General features: G+C 34.5%; 16 protein-coding genes. 6 read left to right on the forward strand and 10 right to left on the reverse strand.

Annotation, left to right across the window (positions count from 1 at the left end; translation table 11 throughout):
- Nucleotides 1-25 precede the first annotated feature (25 nt).
- Together EGI05_RS00090 and EGI05_RS00095 are read right to left on the reverse strand one after the other, a co-directional pair.
- Nucleotides 26-895, reverse strand: coding sequence for a sugar phosphate isomerase/epimerase family protein (locus EGI05_RS00090; RefSeq protein WP_123261050.1), 870 nt, complete (start codon nt 893-895; stop codon nt 26-28).
- A 10-nt stretch (nt 896-905) separates the two neighbouring features.
- Nucleotides 906-1,373, reverse strand: a complete 468-nt coding sequence (locus EGI05_RS00095) for an acyl-CoA thioesterase (protein ID WP_123261051.1) — start codon at nt 1,371-1,373, stop codon at nt 906-908.
- Nucleotides 1,374-1,495: 122 nt separating this feature from the next.
- Between EGI05_RS00095 and EGI05_RS00100 the strand changes: the two genes are divergently transcribed.
- Nucleotides 1,496-1,849, forward strand: a complete 354-nt coding sequence (locus EGI05_RS00100; protein WP_123261052.1) for an arsenate reductase family protein — start codon at nt 1,496-1,498, stop codon at nt 1,847-1,849.
- Nucleotides 1,850-2,124: 275 nt separating this feature from the next.
- A complete protein-coding gene (locus EGI05_RS00105) occupies nt 2,125-3,198 on the forward strand; it encodes a type I restriction endonuclease (RefSeq protein WP_123261053.1) in 1,074 nt (357 codons plus the stop codon).
- 48 nt (nt 3,199-3,246) lie between these two features.
- Here the strand turns inward: EGI05_RS00105 and gcvT are convergent, their stop codons facing one another.
- From gcvT to idi, 3 genes are read right to left on the reverse strand one after another with little or no spacing between them, the layout of a single operon-like run.
- The gene (gene gcvT, locus EGI05_RS00110; RefSeq protein ID WP_123261054.1) at nt 3,247-4,323 is read right to left on the reverse strand and encodes a glycine cleavage system aminomethyltransferase GcvT; all 1,077 of its coding nucleotides are present in this window, start codon (nt 4,321-4,323) and stop codon (nt 3,247-3,249) included.
- A gap of 25 nt (nt 4,324-4,348) precedes the next feature.
- Nucleotides 4,349-4,828: a hypothetical protein gene (locus EGI05_RS00115; protein WP_123261055.1), complete on the reverse strand. Its 480-nt coding sequence runs from the start codon at nt 4,826-4,828 to the stop codon at nt 4,349-4,351.
- 4 nt (nt 4,829-4,832) lie between these two features.
- The gene (idi, locus tag EGI05_RS00120; RefSeq protein ID WP_123261056.1) at nt 4,833-5,342 is read right to left on the reverse strand and encodes an isopentenyl-diphosphate Delta-isomerase; all 510 of its coding nucleotides are present in this window, start codon (nt 5,340-5,342) and stop codon (nt 4,833-4,835) included.
- A 278-nt stretch (nt 5,343-5,620) separates the two neighbouring features.
- On the opposite strand from idi, the gene EGI05_RS00125 reads away from it, so the two are divergent.
- Together EGI05_RS00125 and EGI05_RS00130 are read left to right on the forward strand one after the other, a co-directional pair.
- Nucleotides 5,621-6,022 carry an LNS2 domain-containing protein gene (locus EGI05_RS00125; RefSeq protein WP_123262528.1) on the forward strand — a complete coding sequence of 134 codons (402 nt, stop codon included), beginning with the start codon at nt 5,621-5,623 and terminating at the stop codon, nt 6,020-6,022.
- Between the two features lie 56 nt (nt 6,023-6,078).
- Nucleotides 6,079-7,038: a D-2-hydroxyacid dehydrogenase gene (locus EGI05_RS00130; protein ID WP_123261057.1), complete on the forward strand. Its 960-nt coding sequence runs from the start codon at nt 6,079-6,081 to the stop codon at nt 7,036-7,038.
- A gap of 53 nt (nt 7,039-7,091) precedes the next feature.
- Here the strand turns inward: EGI05_RS00130 and mscL are convergent, their stop codons facing one another.
- Nucleotides 7,092-7,472, reverse strand: coding sequence for a large conductance mechanosensitive channel protein MscL (gene mscL / locus EGI05_RS00135; RefSeq protein WP_123261058.1), 381 nt, complete (start codon nt 7,470-7,472; stop codon nt 7,092-7,094).
- A gap of 138 nt (nt 7,473-7,610) precedes the next feature.
- Between mscL and EGI05_RS00140 the strand changes: the two genes are divergently transcribed.
- Nucleotides 7,611-9,125, forward strand: a complete 1,515-nt coding sequence (locus tag EGI05_RS00140; RefSeq protein WP_123261059.1) for an NAD(P)H-hydrate dehydratase — start codon at nt 7,611-7,613, stop codon at nt 9,123-9,125.
- 85 nt (nt 9,126-9,210) lie between these two features.
- On the opposite strand, the gene lgt is transcribed toward EGI05_RS00140, so the two are convergent.
- Both lgt and yidD read right to left on the reverse strand, forming a co-directional pair.
- Complete coding sequence (lgt, locus tag EGI05_RS00145) at nt 9,211-10,077, reverse strand: prolipoprotein diacylglyceryl transferase (RefSeq protein WP_228428570.1); 867 nt, start codon at nt 10,075-10,077, stop codon at nt 9,211-9,213.
- A gap of 434 nt (nt 10,078-10,511) precedes the next feature.
- Nucleotides 10,512-10,754 (reverse strand): membrane protein insertion efficiency factor YidD, encoded by a 243-nt coding sequence (gene yidD / locus EGI05_RS00150; protein ID WP_185144942.1) that lies wholly within the window; start codon nt 10,752-10,754, stop codon nt 10,512-10,514.
- Nucleotides 10,755-10,853: 99 nt separating this feature from the next.
- Here yidD and EGI05_RS00155 point away from each other — a divergent pair, with 99 nt between their 5' ends.
- Nucleotides 10,854-12,131 carry a replication-associated recombination protein A gene (locus tag EGI05_RS00155; RefSeq protein ID WP_123261061.1) on the forward strand — a complete coding sequence of 426 codons (1,278 nt, stop codon included), beginning with the start codon at nt 10,854-10,856 and terminating at the stop codon, nt 12,129-12,131.
- 46 nt (nt 12,132-12,177) lie between these two features.
- Here the strand turns inward: EGI05_RS00155 and EGI05_RS00160 are convergent, their stop codons facing one another.
- A complete protein-coding gene (locus EGI05_RS00160) occupies nt 12,178-12,606 on the reverse strand; it encodes a hypothetical protein (RefSeq protein ID WP_123261062.1) in 429 nt (142 codons plus the stop codon).
- A 101-nt stretch (nt 12,607-12,707) separates the two neighbouring features.
- Nucleotides 12,708-14,930, reverse strand: a complete 2,223-nt coding sequence (locus EGI05_RS00165; RefSeq protein ID WP_123261063.1) for a DUF2339 domain-containing protein — start codon at nt 14,928-14,930, stop codon at nt 12,708-12,710.
- Nucleotides 14,931-14,962 lie beyond the last annotated feature (32 nt).

The raw sequence follows: 14,962 nt of genomic DNA on the forward strand, positions 1-14,962 counted from the left end.
CTAGTAAATGTTATCTCTAGAATTATCAAAAGAAAAAATGATTCTTCTGAATATAATCACGGCTTATGCTAATGCTTTCGAAAATATCTTTATCACTTGAGTCCTGCTCTACGAACCAATGTTTAAGCCCGGCTTTTTCTTTGGCTTCAAAAATCCTCTTGAAATCAATAATTCCGTTTCCAATTTCCGTAAAATCTTTACTGTCTTTCTGCATATCTTTTACATGCCATAGGGGGAATCTTCCCGGATATTTTTCAAAATAGGATAGAGGATCGAGGCCTGCTTTTGAGATCCAGTAAAGATCCATCTCCATTTTCACTAGTTCAGGAGACGAGTTTTCCAGGATAAAATCATAAATATTTCCTTTCTCATCCCATTTCTCAAACTCAAAATCATGGTTGTGATAAGCCATCTGAATACCGGATTTTTGAGTGACCTCACCGGATTTCTCCAATAATTCAGGAAGTTTTTTGTAATGTGCTGTTGTTCTTTCTTCAGGGAAAAGATAAGAGCAAACCATGAATTTTGTTCCAAGGAAACTCAGATCTTCAACGGTTTTTTCCCAGTCATTCAATAAAGTCCCCGGGCTTTTATCAAGCAGTCCTGTTGTATGATGAGAGCTTATCACTTTTAAACCCGTATTTTTCAGAATAGATTGAAATTCACTTCTGTTTTTACCAAAAAAAGTACCGTTATACCCATAAATTTCTACCTCTTTATAGCCCAAATTAGCCAGTCTTTCAAGAGCTTTTTCCGGATTTTGAGAAATAGCATCACGAATAGTGTAAAGCTGTATCGCTAAAGGTTTTTTACGTTGAGTAACACCTGAAATTCCGCAAGAATATAATCCGAGCAGACCTAAAGAGGAAAGAGTGACAAAATCTTTTCTGAGCATTGAACTTTGGTTATAAAAAAGGTTTCATTTCATCTTCGATCTGAGTTCTCAGCTCCATCAAACGTTTTGCGTATTGTTCCAACTGCTTTTCTTCTTCCGTTTGCGGAATCCATTTTGGAACCGGAAGCTTCTTCCCGTTTTCATCTACAGCAACAAAAACAATAATGCAGTGTGTTTTTTTATCAAATTTAGGCTGCTTTAGATTCCTTGAAGACACATTGATCGCAATATGCATGCTCGAAGTTCCAGTGTAAATTACCTGTGCTTCCACCTGTACAACTTCCCCGATTTTGATAGGGTCATAAAAACGAATTCCGCCTACATAAACTGTGACAGAATAGTTACCACTCCAGGTGGTTGCACACGCATAACCCGCCTGATCAATCCATTTCATAACACTTCCTCCATGAACATTTCCTCCGTAATTAACATCTGAGGGCTCTGAAATAAACTGAAAAGTAATAGGCTTATTCTCCATTGATATAAAAATTTGAATAAAGGTATTTAATAATTTTCAAAATCTTGGATTAAATCCTACTTTTGAAGTTCGAAAGCTTAAAATATACTTATAATCAATAAAAAAGAAATAAGAAGCGGAAAATGAAAAAAGTATTTTACCTGAACACGTGTGATACATGCAGAAAGATATTAGCACAGTTTGACCTTACGGATTGGGAACTTCGTGAAATCAAAAAAGAGCCGGTGACCAAAGAAGAATTGGCGGAAATGTATAAAAAGACAAAGTCTTATGAAGCCTTATTCAGTAAAAAGTCTACCCAGATCAAATCAAGAGGAATAGATGCCAAATCTTTGGAAGAAAAAGATTTTAAGAAGTTATTGCTGGATCATTATACTTTTCTGAAACGTCCGGTTTTCATTACTGATGATAAAATCTTTGTAGGAAATGATAAGAAGAATGTAGAAGCTTTGAGGGAGTTTTTCGGAGTAAATTAATAGAAATTTATCATTCTGAGTGAAATGAAATGGAGCGAAGAATCTCAATAAACCATTAAGATTAATTGAGATAGTAAGAATACTAAGTTAGATTCTCCTTTGTCAGAAAGATAGGCTTGAAAAGTTGATATAAAATAAAAACCGCAGAATATTCTGCGGTTTTTTAATGCTATAATATATTCTCGTTTTTTACTAGTCATCTCAATATTTCAATTACGGTTTTCCGTAATCTATTGACAGGATGTTTTCTTTTATTTGTGGTAAAATCATTAACCATGGAAAATGAATTAAAGTTTAAATTAGAACAGCTACATCAAAGGGTAGATGCATTAAAAGACGATATAAATACAGAAGAAGCAACAAAAAATGCTTTTGTAATGCCATTTATTCAAATATTGGGATATGATATTTTTAACCCAACTGAAGTTGTTCCAGAGTTTATTTGTGATATAGGAACAAAAAAAGGAGAAAAGGTTGATTACGTCATTAAAAAAGATGGTAATCCTATCTTGATTATAGAATGTAAACATTGGAAAGAAAAAGCAGATGCACACAATTCTCAGCTTCATAGATATTATCATGTATCTAAATCCAGATTTGGGGTTTTAACGAATGGGCATGTTTATAATTTTTATTCTGATTTGGAAAGGCCTAATATTATGGACGAGAAACCCTTTTTCACTTTAGATCTATCTAATTTAAAGGATTCCTCATTAAAAATATTGGAGAATTTTACAAAAAATGGGTACAATCTTGAAAGTATTTTAGATTCGGCAGAAGCTTTAAAATATATTAAGGCTATTAAGAGTGAATTTGAAAAAGAATTGCGTGATCCATCAGATGATATTGTTAGATTGCTGGTTAACCGTTTTTTTGATAAACCATTGACTGCAAATCGGCTTACTACTTTTAAAGAATATACTAAAAAGGCTTTTTCAAATTATATTAATGATTCTATTAATTTTAGATTGAAAAATGCATTAAGTATAAATGAGTCTATTCCTTCAAAAGAAGATGAAAATATTAAATCTATAGATGTTAATGCTGAATCAGCCAAATTTATAACAACGGAAGAAGAAGTGGAAGGATCACAGATTGTTAAAGCAATTTTAAGAGAAATTATTCCAGCCAAAAGAATAGCATTTAGAGATACTCAGTCTTATTTTGGTATTTTATTAGATGATAATAATAGAAAGCCAATATGCAGGTTGCATTTTAATTCATCAAATAAATATATTGAGTTATTCAACAATGGTAAAGATAATGGAGAGAGAAAATTATTAAGCTCTATTGATGATATTTATAACTACAAATCCGAACTGTTATCAACAGTACAGATATATGAATGATGAAAAAAAAGCGGCCATAATTGGCCGCTTTTTAATATTTACATATTCTTACACAAAAGGAGCTTTCACCACTTTTGCAGGAATATTCTTATTTCTTACCTGAATAAAGATTTCAGATCCAAGCTTGAAGTGAGGTTTATCAACATACGCCAATCCCAAACCTATTTTCTTCATTGGAGACTGAGTTCCGGAAGTTACCTTACCGATTACATTGCCTTCTGCATCTACAACAGGATAATCGTGTCTTGGAACCCCTTTATCCTGAAGCTCAAAACCAACTAATTTTCTGTTTACCCCTTCTTCTTTTTGCTTGGCAAAAGTATCTTTAGACACAAAATCTTTATCAAACTTGGTGATCCATCCTAATCCTGCTTCAATAGGAGAAGTGGTGTCATCAATGTCATTTCCGTATAAGCAGAAACCTTTTTCCAATCTTAAAGTATCTCTTGCAGCCAATCCGCAAGGAATGATTCCTTCCGCTTCTCCGGCTTTAATGATTTCATCCCAAAGCTTTTCCGCAGATTCGTTTTTGAAGTAGATCTCAAAACCTCCACTTCCTGTATAACCGGTGTTGGAAATGATTACATCATTTACCCCCGCAACAGATCCTACTGTGAAGTGATAGTAAGGAATCTCAGAAAGGTTGGTATCTGTTAATTTCTGAAGGATTTCCGTTGCTTTCGGACCTTGAACAGCCAAAAGAGACATCTCATCAGAAGCATTGGTCATCTGAGCCCCGAAAGTATTGTATTTTGAGATATGATTCCAGTCTTTATCAATATTGGAAGCATTCACCACTACAAAATATTTGTTGTCTTCCATTTTATAGACGATCAAATCATCCACAATTCCACCATTTTCATTAGGAAGGCAAGAATATTGAGCTTTTCCGTTTTCCAAAGCATCTACATTGTTGGTTGTAACATATTGTAAAAGTTCTTTAGAACCCGGACCTTCGATGAAAAACTGTCCCATGTGGGAAACGTCAAATAATCCTGCTTTTTCTCTTACTGCAAAATGCTCTTCAGTAACTCCTGAATATTGTACAGGCATTTCAAAACCTGCAAAAGGTACTATTTTCGCTCCCAAAGAAACGTGTTTGTCGTACAAGGCTGTTTTCTTCATGTTTATTTTTTATTTCTTTATTTCTTTATTTCTTTATTTTAAAACTGTTAAAGGTTTCGTTGAAAAGACTCATATAATTACCATTCCAATACTTCTGTTTGCAATTGATGGTGATGAGATAAAGGTCTTTTTCTTTCTGAAAAACTTTTGTGATCCAGTAAAGCTTTTCTTTTTCATCAAAATATTCGTAATTATATTCTGTATATCCTTTTTTGCCGTTCCTGCTCTTTATTTTGTCTTCCTCATCGGTGGAATGATAAAGCGCAAGGATGAATTTTTTGGTTTCGCTTTTAGGAAGTGCAAGATTATGGTATTCTGAAATGGTAATAGCTCCTATCTGGTTATCAGGGAAAATATTGACGATATCTTCAGTATTCATCACTTTCCATATTTCAGGAACGGAAATGGAATAATTCGGGTTGTCAAAGACTTTAGTACTTGTTTTTTGCGCAAAAACGGTAAAGCTTATTAAAAATGTAAGTAATAATGATACTCTTTTCATCATACATTTAAAAATGATGTTTATACTCTTCAAGAATGATCTTGAACCATTTCGTGAAATGTTCGGGGTTTTGAGATAATTCCTGGTCAAGCTCTTTCATGGAAACATATCTTACCTCGTCCACTTCATCTTTGTTCAGATTAAACTCTCCTTCATAATTGCCTATAAATACATGGTCAAGCTCATGCTCCCAAAGTCCTTCACCCACATCCGCTTTATAGATAAAATTGAATTTTTCGGAAAGATCAGCCGTGATTCCCAGTTCTTCTTTTAATCTTCTTGTAGCTCCGTCAAGATAAGTCTCCCCATTTCTGGGGTGTGAGCATACTGCATTCGTCCATTGATTCGGAGAATGGTATTTTTTAGCAGCTCTTTTCTGAAGGAGCATTTCACCTTTACTGTTGAACAGAAAAATGGAAAAAGCCCTGTGCAGTAAACCGTTTACATGAGCTTGCTGCTTTTCCATCAAACCTAAAACTTCATCTTCAGGATTTACTAAAACTACAAATTCTTCCATTCCTACAAATGTAAGAGTAATAAATGTATTTTGGAAATTTTTGGTGAAACATCATATTTGTCAGTTAATGATGTATCAATTTAATCAGATTTAAAAAGAACATGTGTTTTTGGACTACATCTGATAAAATGAAAAATTTTAACCAGATTGCATAAAATGTAAAGTAATAGTTAATTTTATTCATTAAATATTAATTTATTTAGTAAATTTTCAATGAAGTTCAGTTTAAAGATTCTTTCTGGTTGAAAAACCGTACCTTTGCCATTCAAAATTTAATGATGGAATTAGAATATAAAGACCACATAAGTCCAATTTTGAAGGACGGAGTAAAGAACTACTTAATCGATATCGACGGGACTATTACAGACGACGTTCCGAATGAAGAACCGGAAAGAATGGTTACATGTGAACCATATCCTGATGCATTGGAAACCATTAACAAATGGTATGATGAAGGGCATCAAATCTGCTTTTTCACTTCAAGAACTGAAAATTTAAAGCAAATTACGATCGATTGGCTGGATAAGCACGGTTTCAAGTATCACAGTGTATTATGCGGAAAGCCAAGAGGCGGGAATTATCATTGGATTGATAATCACTTGGTAAGAGCAACAAGATATAAAGGGAAATTTACGGATATGGTAGAAAAACAGGTGACCATTGAAGTGTTTAAAGACTAAAAAAATGATTCTGAATCTGGATATTACGCTCGGATTTAAAAAATAATATAAGTTTAATGAAAGTTTTAGCAAATGACGGCTTGGATCAATCAGGGATTGATGCATTAACAGAAAAAGGTTTTGAAGTGATCACTACAAAAGTTCCCCAGGAATTTTTAGTAGAATATATTAATGAACATAAGATCCGTACTTTACTGGTGCGAAGTGCAACCCAGGTAAGAAAAGATATTATTGATAACTGTCCGTCATTAGACATCATTGGAAGAGGTGGAGTAGGAATGGATAATATTGATGTGGATTATGCAAGAGAAAAAGGGATTCATGTGATCAATACACCTTCCGCTTCTTCGGAATCCGTTGCAGAATTGGTTTTTGCTCATTTATTTTCAGGGGCAAGATTTTTACAGGACTCCAACAGGAAAATGCCTTTAGTAGGAGATACTGAATTTGCAGCACTTAAAAAAGCATATACGGCGGGGATTGAGCTTAGAGGAAAAACCATTGGTATTGTTGGAATGGGAAGAATCGGGCAGGAAGTAGCGAGAATTGCTTTAGGTTTAGGAATGAGAGTAATTGCAGCTGACAATAATGTAGGAAGAGCGAGTATTAAGGTGAAATTCTACAACAATCAGTTTATCAACGTTGATATTGAAACAGAACCTTTGCATGATGTCTTAAAGCATTCAGATTTTATTACCCTTCATGTTCCAGCTCAAAAAGAAGGCTACATGATCGGTAAGAATGAATTTGAAATGATGAAGGACGGCGTAGCAGTCGTTAACTGTTCAAGAGGGGGAGTGATTGATGAAGCTGCTTTAATTGAAGCATTAGATTCCGGGAAAGTGAAATTTGCAGGGCTGGATGTTTTCATCAATGAGCCGACTCCTTCAAAGGAAATTTTAAATCACCCAAAAATCTCTTTAACGCCGCACACAGGAGCATCTACTTTGGAAGCACAGGATAGAATCGGGCTTTCTTTGGCAGAACAGATCTCAAGTATTTTGCAGATTCACTAATCTGATTATGATAAAAAATAAAAAAACACCTCTATTAGAGGTGTTTTTTTTATTTATACGTTTCTGTTGCTTTTCAACAGATCTCTGATTTCAGTTAATAATTTCTGATCGTCAGTAGGTCCGGCTGGAGCTGGTTCCTCTTTTTTGCTGATCCTGTTAATTCCTTTTATCATAATGAAAAGAACCAGGGCAATACAGAAGAAGTTGATGACCGCTGACAAAAAGTTACCATAAGTAACTCCATTCCATGCCAATTCTTTAATGTTATCTGCACCTGCAGCTTTCATGGCAGGATTAAGAAGAAGCGGAGTAATAACATCTTCTACGAATGAAGAAACAATCTTACCGAAAGCTCCACCGATAATTACCCCTACCGCCAGATCAATAACGTTGCCTTTGATGGCAAATTCTTTAAATTCTTTGATAAATCCCATAATTTATATTTTTTTGTTTATTGTTATATACAAAAGTAGGTTTTAAAAATTTAAACATCAATAGTTCCCATTATTTTTCGGCTTAAATTCTCTTCATCTTGGAATTATTATTGTTAAATTTAATCAAATTACCTGAAAATGAAAATACTTACAGCAGAACAAATACGAAAATGGGACAGGTTTACCATTGAAAATGAACCGGTTTCTTCCATTCAGCTGATGGAAAGGGCTGCACAGGCTTGTTCGAACTGGATATCGGAAAATTGTAAAAATCATAAAAAGATTGCTGTATTCTGCGGAAATGGGAATAATGGAGGAGATGGATTGGCCATCGCAAGAATGCTTTACTTGAAAGGGTTTGATGTAGATATATTCGTTGATTCCAGTCAGAAATTCTCTGAAGATGCAGCCGTGAATTTCAAAAAACTAAGAGATTTTTCAGGAATTTATAGTAAAAGCTTCAAAGATATTGATCAATATCATTTTGATAGTAAAACAATTATTGTTGATGCACTATTTGGAACAGGATTATCCAGAAAAATAGATGGAGAATATAAAATATTGATCGACAAACTGAACGAGAGAAATAATATAAAAATTTCCATAGATGTACCATCTGGCTTATTTACAGACAGTTTAACGGAAAATAATTCTACAATATTCAAGGCAGATTATACACTAAGTTTCCAATGCTGGAAGAAGAGCTTCTTGCATCCCGAAACAGGAAAATATACCGGAAAAGTGATTATTCTGGATATTGATCTCAGTAAAGCATATATTTCAAAGACCAAGACCAGTGATTTTGTTATTGATGACAGCCTTGTGGAATCTATTTTTAAACCCAGACAGGAATTTTCACATAAAGGAACGTATGGGAGAGCGACCTTAGTGGCTGGAAGTTATGGAAAAATGGGTGCTGCTGTTTTATCTACGAAATCAGCTTTGAGAACTGGAGCTGGATTGACTTTTACATTAGCACCTCAATGTGGATATGAAATCCTCCAGACATCTTGTCCCGAAGCAATGTTTATAGAAGGTGGAACTCAATGTATTGATAAATTTGAAGTAGAAAAAGATTCGGTTTGTGGAATTGGCCCCGGGTTGGGAACCCGGCCTGAAACGGAGAAAAGTTTTCTTCAGTTTTTAAAAAAATATTCAAAACCATTGATAATAGATGCAGATGCTCTGAATATCATTTCTAAAGATGATAAAAGCCTACCGTTGATTCCTCAGAATTCCATTATCACTCCTCATCCTAAAGAATTTGAAAGACTTTTTGGAAGTACGGAAAATTCCTTTAAAAGGGTAGAGCTGGCTCGTAAGAAAGCAAAAGATCTGCAGATTTATATTGTGTTAAAAGACCATCACACTCAGGTTATTACTCCGGAAGGTAGTGTTTATTATAATATTACAGGAAATTCCGGTTTGGCAAAAGGAGGAAGCGGAGATATTCTGACCGGAATTCTAACTTCATTTTTAGCCCAGGGATATTCCGAAGAAAACACAGCTGTTTTAAGCGCCTGGTTTCATGGAAAAGCGGCTGATTATGCAGCTGAAAAATATTCTAAAGAAGCCATGTTGCCAACGGATGTAATCCATGAATTTGGAAATGTTTTTGAGGAACTTAATAGGAGGACAGCTCCTAAATTGTAAGCTATTATGAAGGATTAAAAAAGTAAAAAAGGCAAATTTGCGGTTTGCAATTTTGCCTTTTTAAATGTATATTCTGTTAAATAAATTACTCAGGTTTTTCGTTTTCCGCCTGTGTGATCTTGAATTTTTTAGACATGATCATAATGACAACTCCCGCAATCATAAAAGGAATAGAAAGAACTTGTCCGGTATTTAATCCACCGAATTCAATGAATTCCTCGCCTTGTGGTTCTTTCAGGAATTCAACAAAGAATCTGATCGCCCAAAGAATAATGAAGAACAATCCAAACAACCATCCCTGCTGATATTTCTTATCTGTCTTTCTGTATAAGAACCAAAGCAAAACGAACAACGCTACATATCCTGCCGCCTCAAATAACTGAGTAGGATAACGAGGAATGGTAACACCATATTCTTTGCTTTGCTGTGGGAAAAGTAAAGCAAACGGAGAATTGGGATCTACCGGCTTACCAATGATTTCTGAGTTGAAGAAATTCCCCATTCTTACAAAAGCACCACCTAAAGCAACTACGATTCCTAATCTATCATACACCCAGAAAGGATTCTTCTTTATGATCTTAAATGAATAATAAAGAGTGGTAAATATTAAGGCAATCGTTGCTCCATGACTTGCTAATCCTGAGAATCCTGTAAATTTCAGACCATTTTTAGTGCTGATTGGTAAAAATACGCTCCAGAAATCCTCTTTAAATAATTCCGGCTGATAGAAAATAACGTGCCCCATTCTCGCACCCAGAATCGTTCCGATTAAGGTCCATGTAAAAAGGGGTTCAAGATACTTTTGATTAACATTGTCGATTTTGAAAATTTTGGTCATCAAAATATACCCGAATCCAAAGGCGAAAATGAACATCAAACTATAATAATGTAATGTAATCGGTCCTAAATGAATTCCTGTTGAAGGATCCCAGATTTTAAATGGAGTTTCCAATTCTACACTATCGGAAGCAGTAACTGGTTTTTGCGATTTTACGGCATATTTAAAAGTCTCGATATTTTCAGGAGTAACTGCTGTATCAATCAATTTGAAGTTTTTATCAAAGAACTGATATTTCACGTTTTTTAATTTGCTTAAAGTCAGCGCACTGAAATTAAAATAAGCAGGCTCAAAATTAGATTTGTTCAGAATTACCAGAACATTCTGATCTATTTTCCTGTCTGCAAAAGCAGTTAGATTGCTAATTTCTGAGGTAGTATAGATCTTTACCGGGATTTCAGCTGAATTTATTTTTAAAGTTCCATCGGATAAGCTGTCCTTATTGTTCTGCGCAAAAAAGCATTGGGTCATCAACGCAAATATGACAAGGTAAATTCTGAAAAATAGGGTACTCATTTCTATTGATTTAATAGTTTGTTTATTGATATTTATTTTTTGGGTGGAACGGGATCATAACCGCTTCCGCCCCATGGATGACATCTTGAAATTCTTTTCACTCCCATCCAAAACCCTTTGAAAACACCGTGGACCTGTAATGCTTCCACCATATAATGGGAACAGGTAGGCTCATAACGGCAGTTTTTGGGAAGTAAAGGCGAGATGAACCATTGGTAAAATTTGATCAAAATTACCAGGGGAAAAGTGATGATTTTATTGAATGTAAGTTTCAAAACAATGCAAAAATAGGGTAAAAAAATGAAAATTAGTTTAAATTTGTTAGAAGTTTCAGATGTATAAAATCTGATATTTATCCTAAATTTTAAGATACTTTGAGCCCAAATATACCATTAGCCGAAAAATTGAGACCCAAGAACCTGGATGAAGTTCTTGGACAGGAGCACCTTACCGGAGAAAAAGGCACAATCCGGAAAATGATTGAAAACGACACTCTGAATTCTCTTATTTTCTGGGGACCCCCAGGAACGGGGAAAACCACTTTGGCAGAAATTATCTCTGAAAAATCAGGAAGGAAGTTTTTCAAGCTTTCTGCTGTTTCTTCCGGAGTGAAAGATGTACGAGATGTCATTGATGAGGCCAAAAAACAGAACCTGTTTTCAGGGAAGTCTCCGATCTTATTTATTGATGAGATCCACCGGTTCAATAAGTCTCAGCAGGATTCTCTTCTCCATGCTGTAGAAAAAGGATGGATCATACTGATTGGAGCCACAACGGAAAACCCAAGCTTTGAAGTGGTTTCGGCACTGCTTTCCAGAAGCCAGGTATATGTGTTGAAAGCATTGAGCTATGAAAAACTGGAAGAACTGATTGATATTGCCGTTCACAGTTACAATCTGGAAGAAAATACAGGTTTTACAGTTAAAGAAAAAGAAGCTTTCATCCAATATTCCGGTGGAGACGCAAGAAAGCTGATCAATTCTGTAGAGCTTGTTCTAAACCAATTCAAAGATTCAGGGAACAAAGAAATCAGCAATGAAGATGTACTTTCCGTGTTACAGGAAACGATGGCTTTATATGATAAGAATGGGGAACAACATTATGATATCATTTCTGCTTTTATCAAATCGATGAGAGGAAGTGATCCCAATGGAGCCGTTTATTGGTTGGCAAGAATGATTGCAGGCGGAGAAGATATTAAATTCATAGCGAGAAGAATGCTTATTTTAGCAGCTGAAGATATTGGTTTGGCCAATCCAAATGCATTGGTAATAGCGAACAATTGCTTTCAGGCTGTGAATGTGATCGGAAATCCGGAAGCAAGGATCATTTTAAGTGAAACGGCTGTTTATCTGGCTGTGTCACCCAAAAGTAACTCTACCTATATGGCGATTAACGATGCTTTGGCACTGGTGAAGAAAACCGGAAATCTACCTGTTCCGCTTCATCTCAGAAATGCGCCGACCAAGCTCATGAAGGATCTGGATTACGGAAAAGATTATAAATATGCCCATTCCTATGAAGGAAGTTTTGTGGATCAGGATTTCCTGCCGGAGGAAATCAAAGATGTAAAGCTATATGAACCTGGAAATAATGCAACGGAAAAGAAGATTTATGATGAGTTAAAAAAGAAATGGAATAATAAATATTAAAAAAAGATGCTCATTGAGCATCCTTTTTTATTATATAATAGTAAAATTATTTTGTGGAAATAAAAACAGCTTTTTGGCCATTATTGTCTTTTACTTCTATTTTCTTGAAAATATCAGCGTAAACCTTAGTTTCCGTATCAGTAAATTCATAACCGTCAATTAAAACAGGAGTGCTTTTTGCTACACCTTCCTGCTCATTCAACTGAGCCAAAGAAATTCTGTCCAGCACTTCGGTTTTCTTAAGTTTGAATTCTGCAATCCCGTTATCTGCAAGATAACTGAATTTTTTAAGAGACTGAGGCAATGCAGCAGGGTTTTTGTATACATGCATGCTTTGCACAAGGTCTTTTTTAGCATTAAACAGATCTACTGTTCCAACGATATTATCGGCTACAGCAAACTTGGTAGTAGTGCTCTTCTGTGCAAATAAAGTAGCAGAAGCAAATATTAAAAAAGAGTAGAGTAATTTTTTCATAATCTATAGAATATATTAAAAACGTGATAAATATAGTTATTTTTTATAAAATATGGTCAAAATTTTACAATAATTTAGAAACTATCTATAAATAAAGGGTTTTATTGTGATTCTGAATTCTTATTTATATTGCTTTCATTTTTATGATCCACCAGTTTTTTGATCATATTTTTAAGTCTTTGGAATAGAAATGAACTCAATAATAAAATGATTCCCAATATAATAAATGCAATGATCCTGGAAACATTGTCCATTTGCCATACATCATAGGCATATAGTTTTATAATCATAATTCCAACAAGAACAAACCCTATTTTATTAAGTTCGGGAATATTCCTTTTTAAGCCGGTATAAATAAAAGTACTGGCCAGAATCGCCCAGATAATGGGTAAATATAAAATGCTGAAATGCTCTTTTAATGGATAAGATTGTTCCCTATTTTCAGCATTCATTACAATATATCCGTGAAATAACTCAGAACTGACAACCATAACGATGGCCAGAGAAACGTACCAATAGGCAATACTATTGATAAAGAAATGTGTTGAAGAAATAAGTTTCCAAACTATGGCAATAAATGGAATCAGATATAATAAATAGAAAAAGTAATAGCTTCCGGAAATTTCTTTTTTCAAAATTCCGTCTGTAATCATTGATGAGGAGAGAAATGTATGAATGATTACTAAAAATAAAAAAAGATAGATGAATCCTGTTTCAAAGGCTCTGGTAATGTTTAGCGGTTTACACAGTAAGAGTAAAATGAACAGATAATAAATGCTGAACAATAAGCCGGTGCTGATAATAACAGGGAATTGCAGATCTGAAATGTGGTAAAGAATTTCAAACAGGACAGCCAGATAAATGATTCCATAACTTAAAATGATGAAAAGGTTTTCAAAAAAGAGAGTTCCGGATGTATCAATTTCTTTCTGTTTTCTTAATAAATATAAATTGATGAAAATCGTGAAGATCGTCACAAGGCTGGTCAGAAATATAGGATTGAAAACAACAGATAATTGTTTTAATGTTAAATACTCCGCCCAGGTAATCATCTGAACCAAAATCACCAAAGGAAATAAAACATAAAAACATATTTTGAAAATATTGAATCCTGTTTTTTTCCATATAAAAAGTAAAAGTGTGGCTTCTACTGCCCAGACACTGGTGATAAGATTTGTTTTAAACTGAAGTGCGAAAGCCAATGTGATCAGACTTACTGTAATTCCTGTAAAAACAGAATAGGGAATTCCAGCATCTTTTTTTTCATGCTCTCTATATAAAAGTACAGCGTTCACAAGCGCAAAAATCAATGGGAATATAATGGCCGGCTCATATTTCAGTTCATTGAAAATATATACTAAACCAATAACACTGGTGAAATTGATCAAAACCAGCATCAGGATATCTATCACGGCAAGTATATTTTTCTTCTGGTAATCATGTAATGCGAAGGCGTAAAATATGATATAAGTAATAATGTAAAAGTAAATGCTAGTTAAATCAGTTTTTTCAAGGACCCAGTAGAAAAGATAAATATTGGTAAATATCAACGCGATCCAGCTGATACTTTTCCAATTTTTCAGAAATACAATAATGAGCATCCCTATATTCAATATCGTTACATAGGTAAGAAGAAAAACATAATTACTTTGTCCCGTGCTCACCATAAGCGGAGCAAGAAAACCTCCGAATAATGAGCATACAATTAAAACCTGGCTATTGTAATGATAAGACAGGATAATGGAGAAAAGAGTAATAAGACAAATGATGATAAAAGCGGTACTTTGAGCGAAAATATGATATTCCCGGAAGGCAATGGTCATCGAAAAATATAATACCGCAATTCCGCCTCCTGTAATAATAGAGGAGAATGTATTATAATTCTTCCGTAGAAAATGACCTGTAATAATGATTCCTGCTCCGGTGCATAAGCCAATTACAGCACGTGCTGTTTCGCCAATCCAGTTTTTGTCAATAGCATATTTTACAAAATAGCCGATTCCCAATACAAGTGTAAAGATCCCGATAACGGTTAATATGTTTTGTTTTAAGAAATCAAATATAGGGCTCAGCCAATCTTTTTGTGACAAATTCACGTCTGCCTTTTGTTCTAAAGGGCTTCCTGAGCTGATGTTTTGAATCGGGGTGAGAGGAGAGTGAAGTGGTGGCTGCTCTTGTTTTTTTTCAGGAAGTTCTTGATTTTGGTGTAGAAGTTTTTTATTGAGCTCAATAATTTCATTTTCAAGTTTCCGGATTTTACCGTTAAGCTTGTTGTGACTTAACAGAACTGCCAAGAGTAAAATAATAATTAGAGCAATTTCCATTTCCTGATTTTTAATTTAAATATAAATATTTA

The sequence above is a fragment of the Chryseobacterium daecheongense genome (assembly GCF_003729955.1).
Taxonomy (GTDB): Bacteria; Bacteroidota; Bacteroidia; order Flavobacteriales; family Weeksellaceae; genus Chryseobacterium; species Chryseobacterium daecheongense.

Bases quoted from the DNA above. Each gene is read 5' to 3' on its own strand.
- EGI05_RS00090 (WP_123261050.1), bottom strand. From the start codon at position 895: ATGCTCAGAAAAGATTTTGTCACTCTTTCCTCTTTAGGTCTGCTCGGA.
- EGI05_RS00095 (WP_123261051.1), bottom strand. From the start codon at position 1,373: ATGGAGAATAAGCCTATTACTTTTCAGTTTATTTCAGAGCCCTCAGAT.
- EGI05_RS00100 (WP_123261052.1), top strand. From the start codon at position 1,496: ATGAAAAAAGTATTTTACCTGAACACGTGTGATACATGCAGAAAGATA.
- EGI05_RS00105 (WP_123261053.1), top strand. From the start codon at position 2,125: ATGGAAAATGAATTAAAGTTTAAATTAGAACAGCTACATCAAAGGGTA.
- gcvT (WP_123261054.1), bottom strand. From the start codon at position 4,323: ATGAAGAAAACAGCCTTGTACGACAAACACGTTTCTTTGGGAGCGAAA.
- EGI05_RS00115 (WP_123261055.1), bottom strand. From the start codon at position 4,828: ATGATGAAAAGAGTATCATTATTACTTACATTTTTAATAAGCTTTACC.
- idi (WP_123261056.1), bottom strand. From the start codon at position 5,342: ATGGAAGAATTTGTAGTTTTAGTAAATCCTGAAGATGAAGTTTTAGGT.
- EGI05_RS00125 (WP_123262528.1), top strand. From the start codon at position 5,621: ATGGAATTAGAATATAAAGACCACATAAGTCCAATTTTGAAGGACGGA.
- EGI05_RS00130 (WP_123261057.1), top strand. From the start codon at position 6,079: ATGAAAGTTTTAGCAAATGACGGCTTGGATCAATCAGGGATTGATGCA.
- mscL (WP_123261058.1), bottom strand. From the start codon at position 7,472: ATGGGATTTATCAAAGAATTTAAAGAATTTGCCATCAAAGGCAACGTT.
- EGI05_RS00140 (WP_123261059.1), top strand. From the start codon at position 7,611: ATGAAAATACTTACAGCAGAACAAATACGAAAATGGGACAGGTTTACC.
- EGI05_RS00160 (WP_123261062.1), bottom strand. From the start codon at position 12,606: ATGAAAAAATTACTCTACTCTTTTTTAATATTTGCTTCTGCTACTTTA.
- EGI05_RS00165 (WP_123261063.1), bottom strand. From the start codon at position 14,930: ATGGAAATTGCTCTAATTATTATTTTACTCTTGGCAGTTCTGTTAAGT.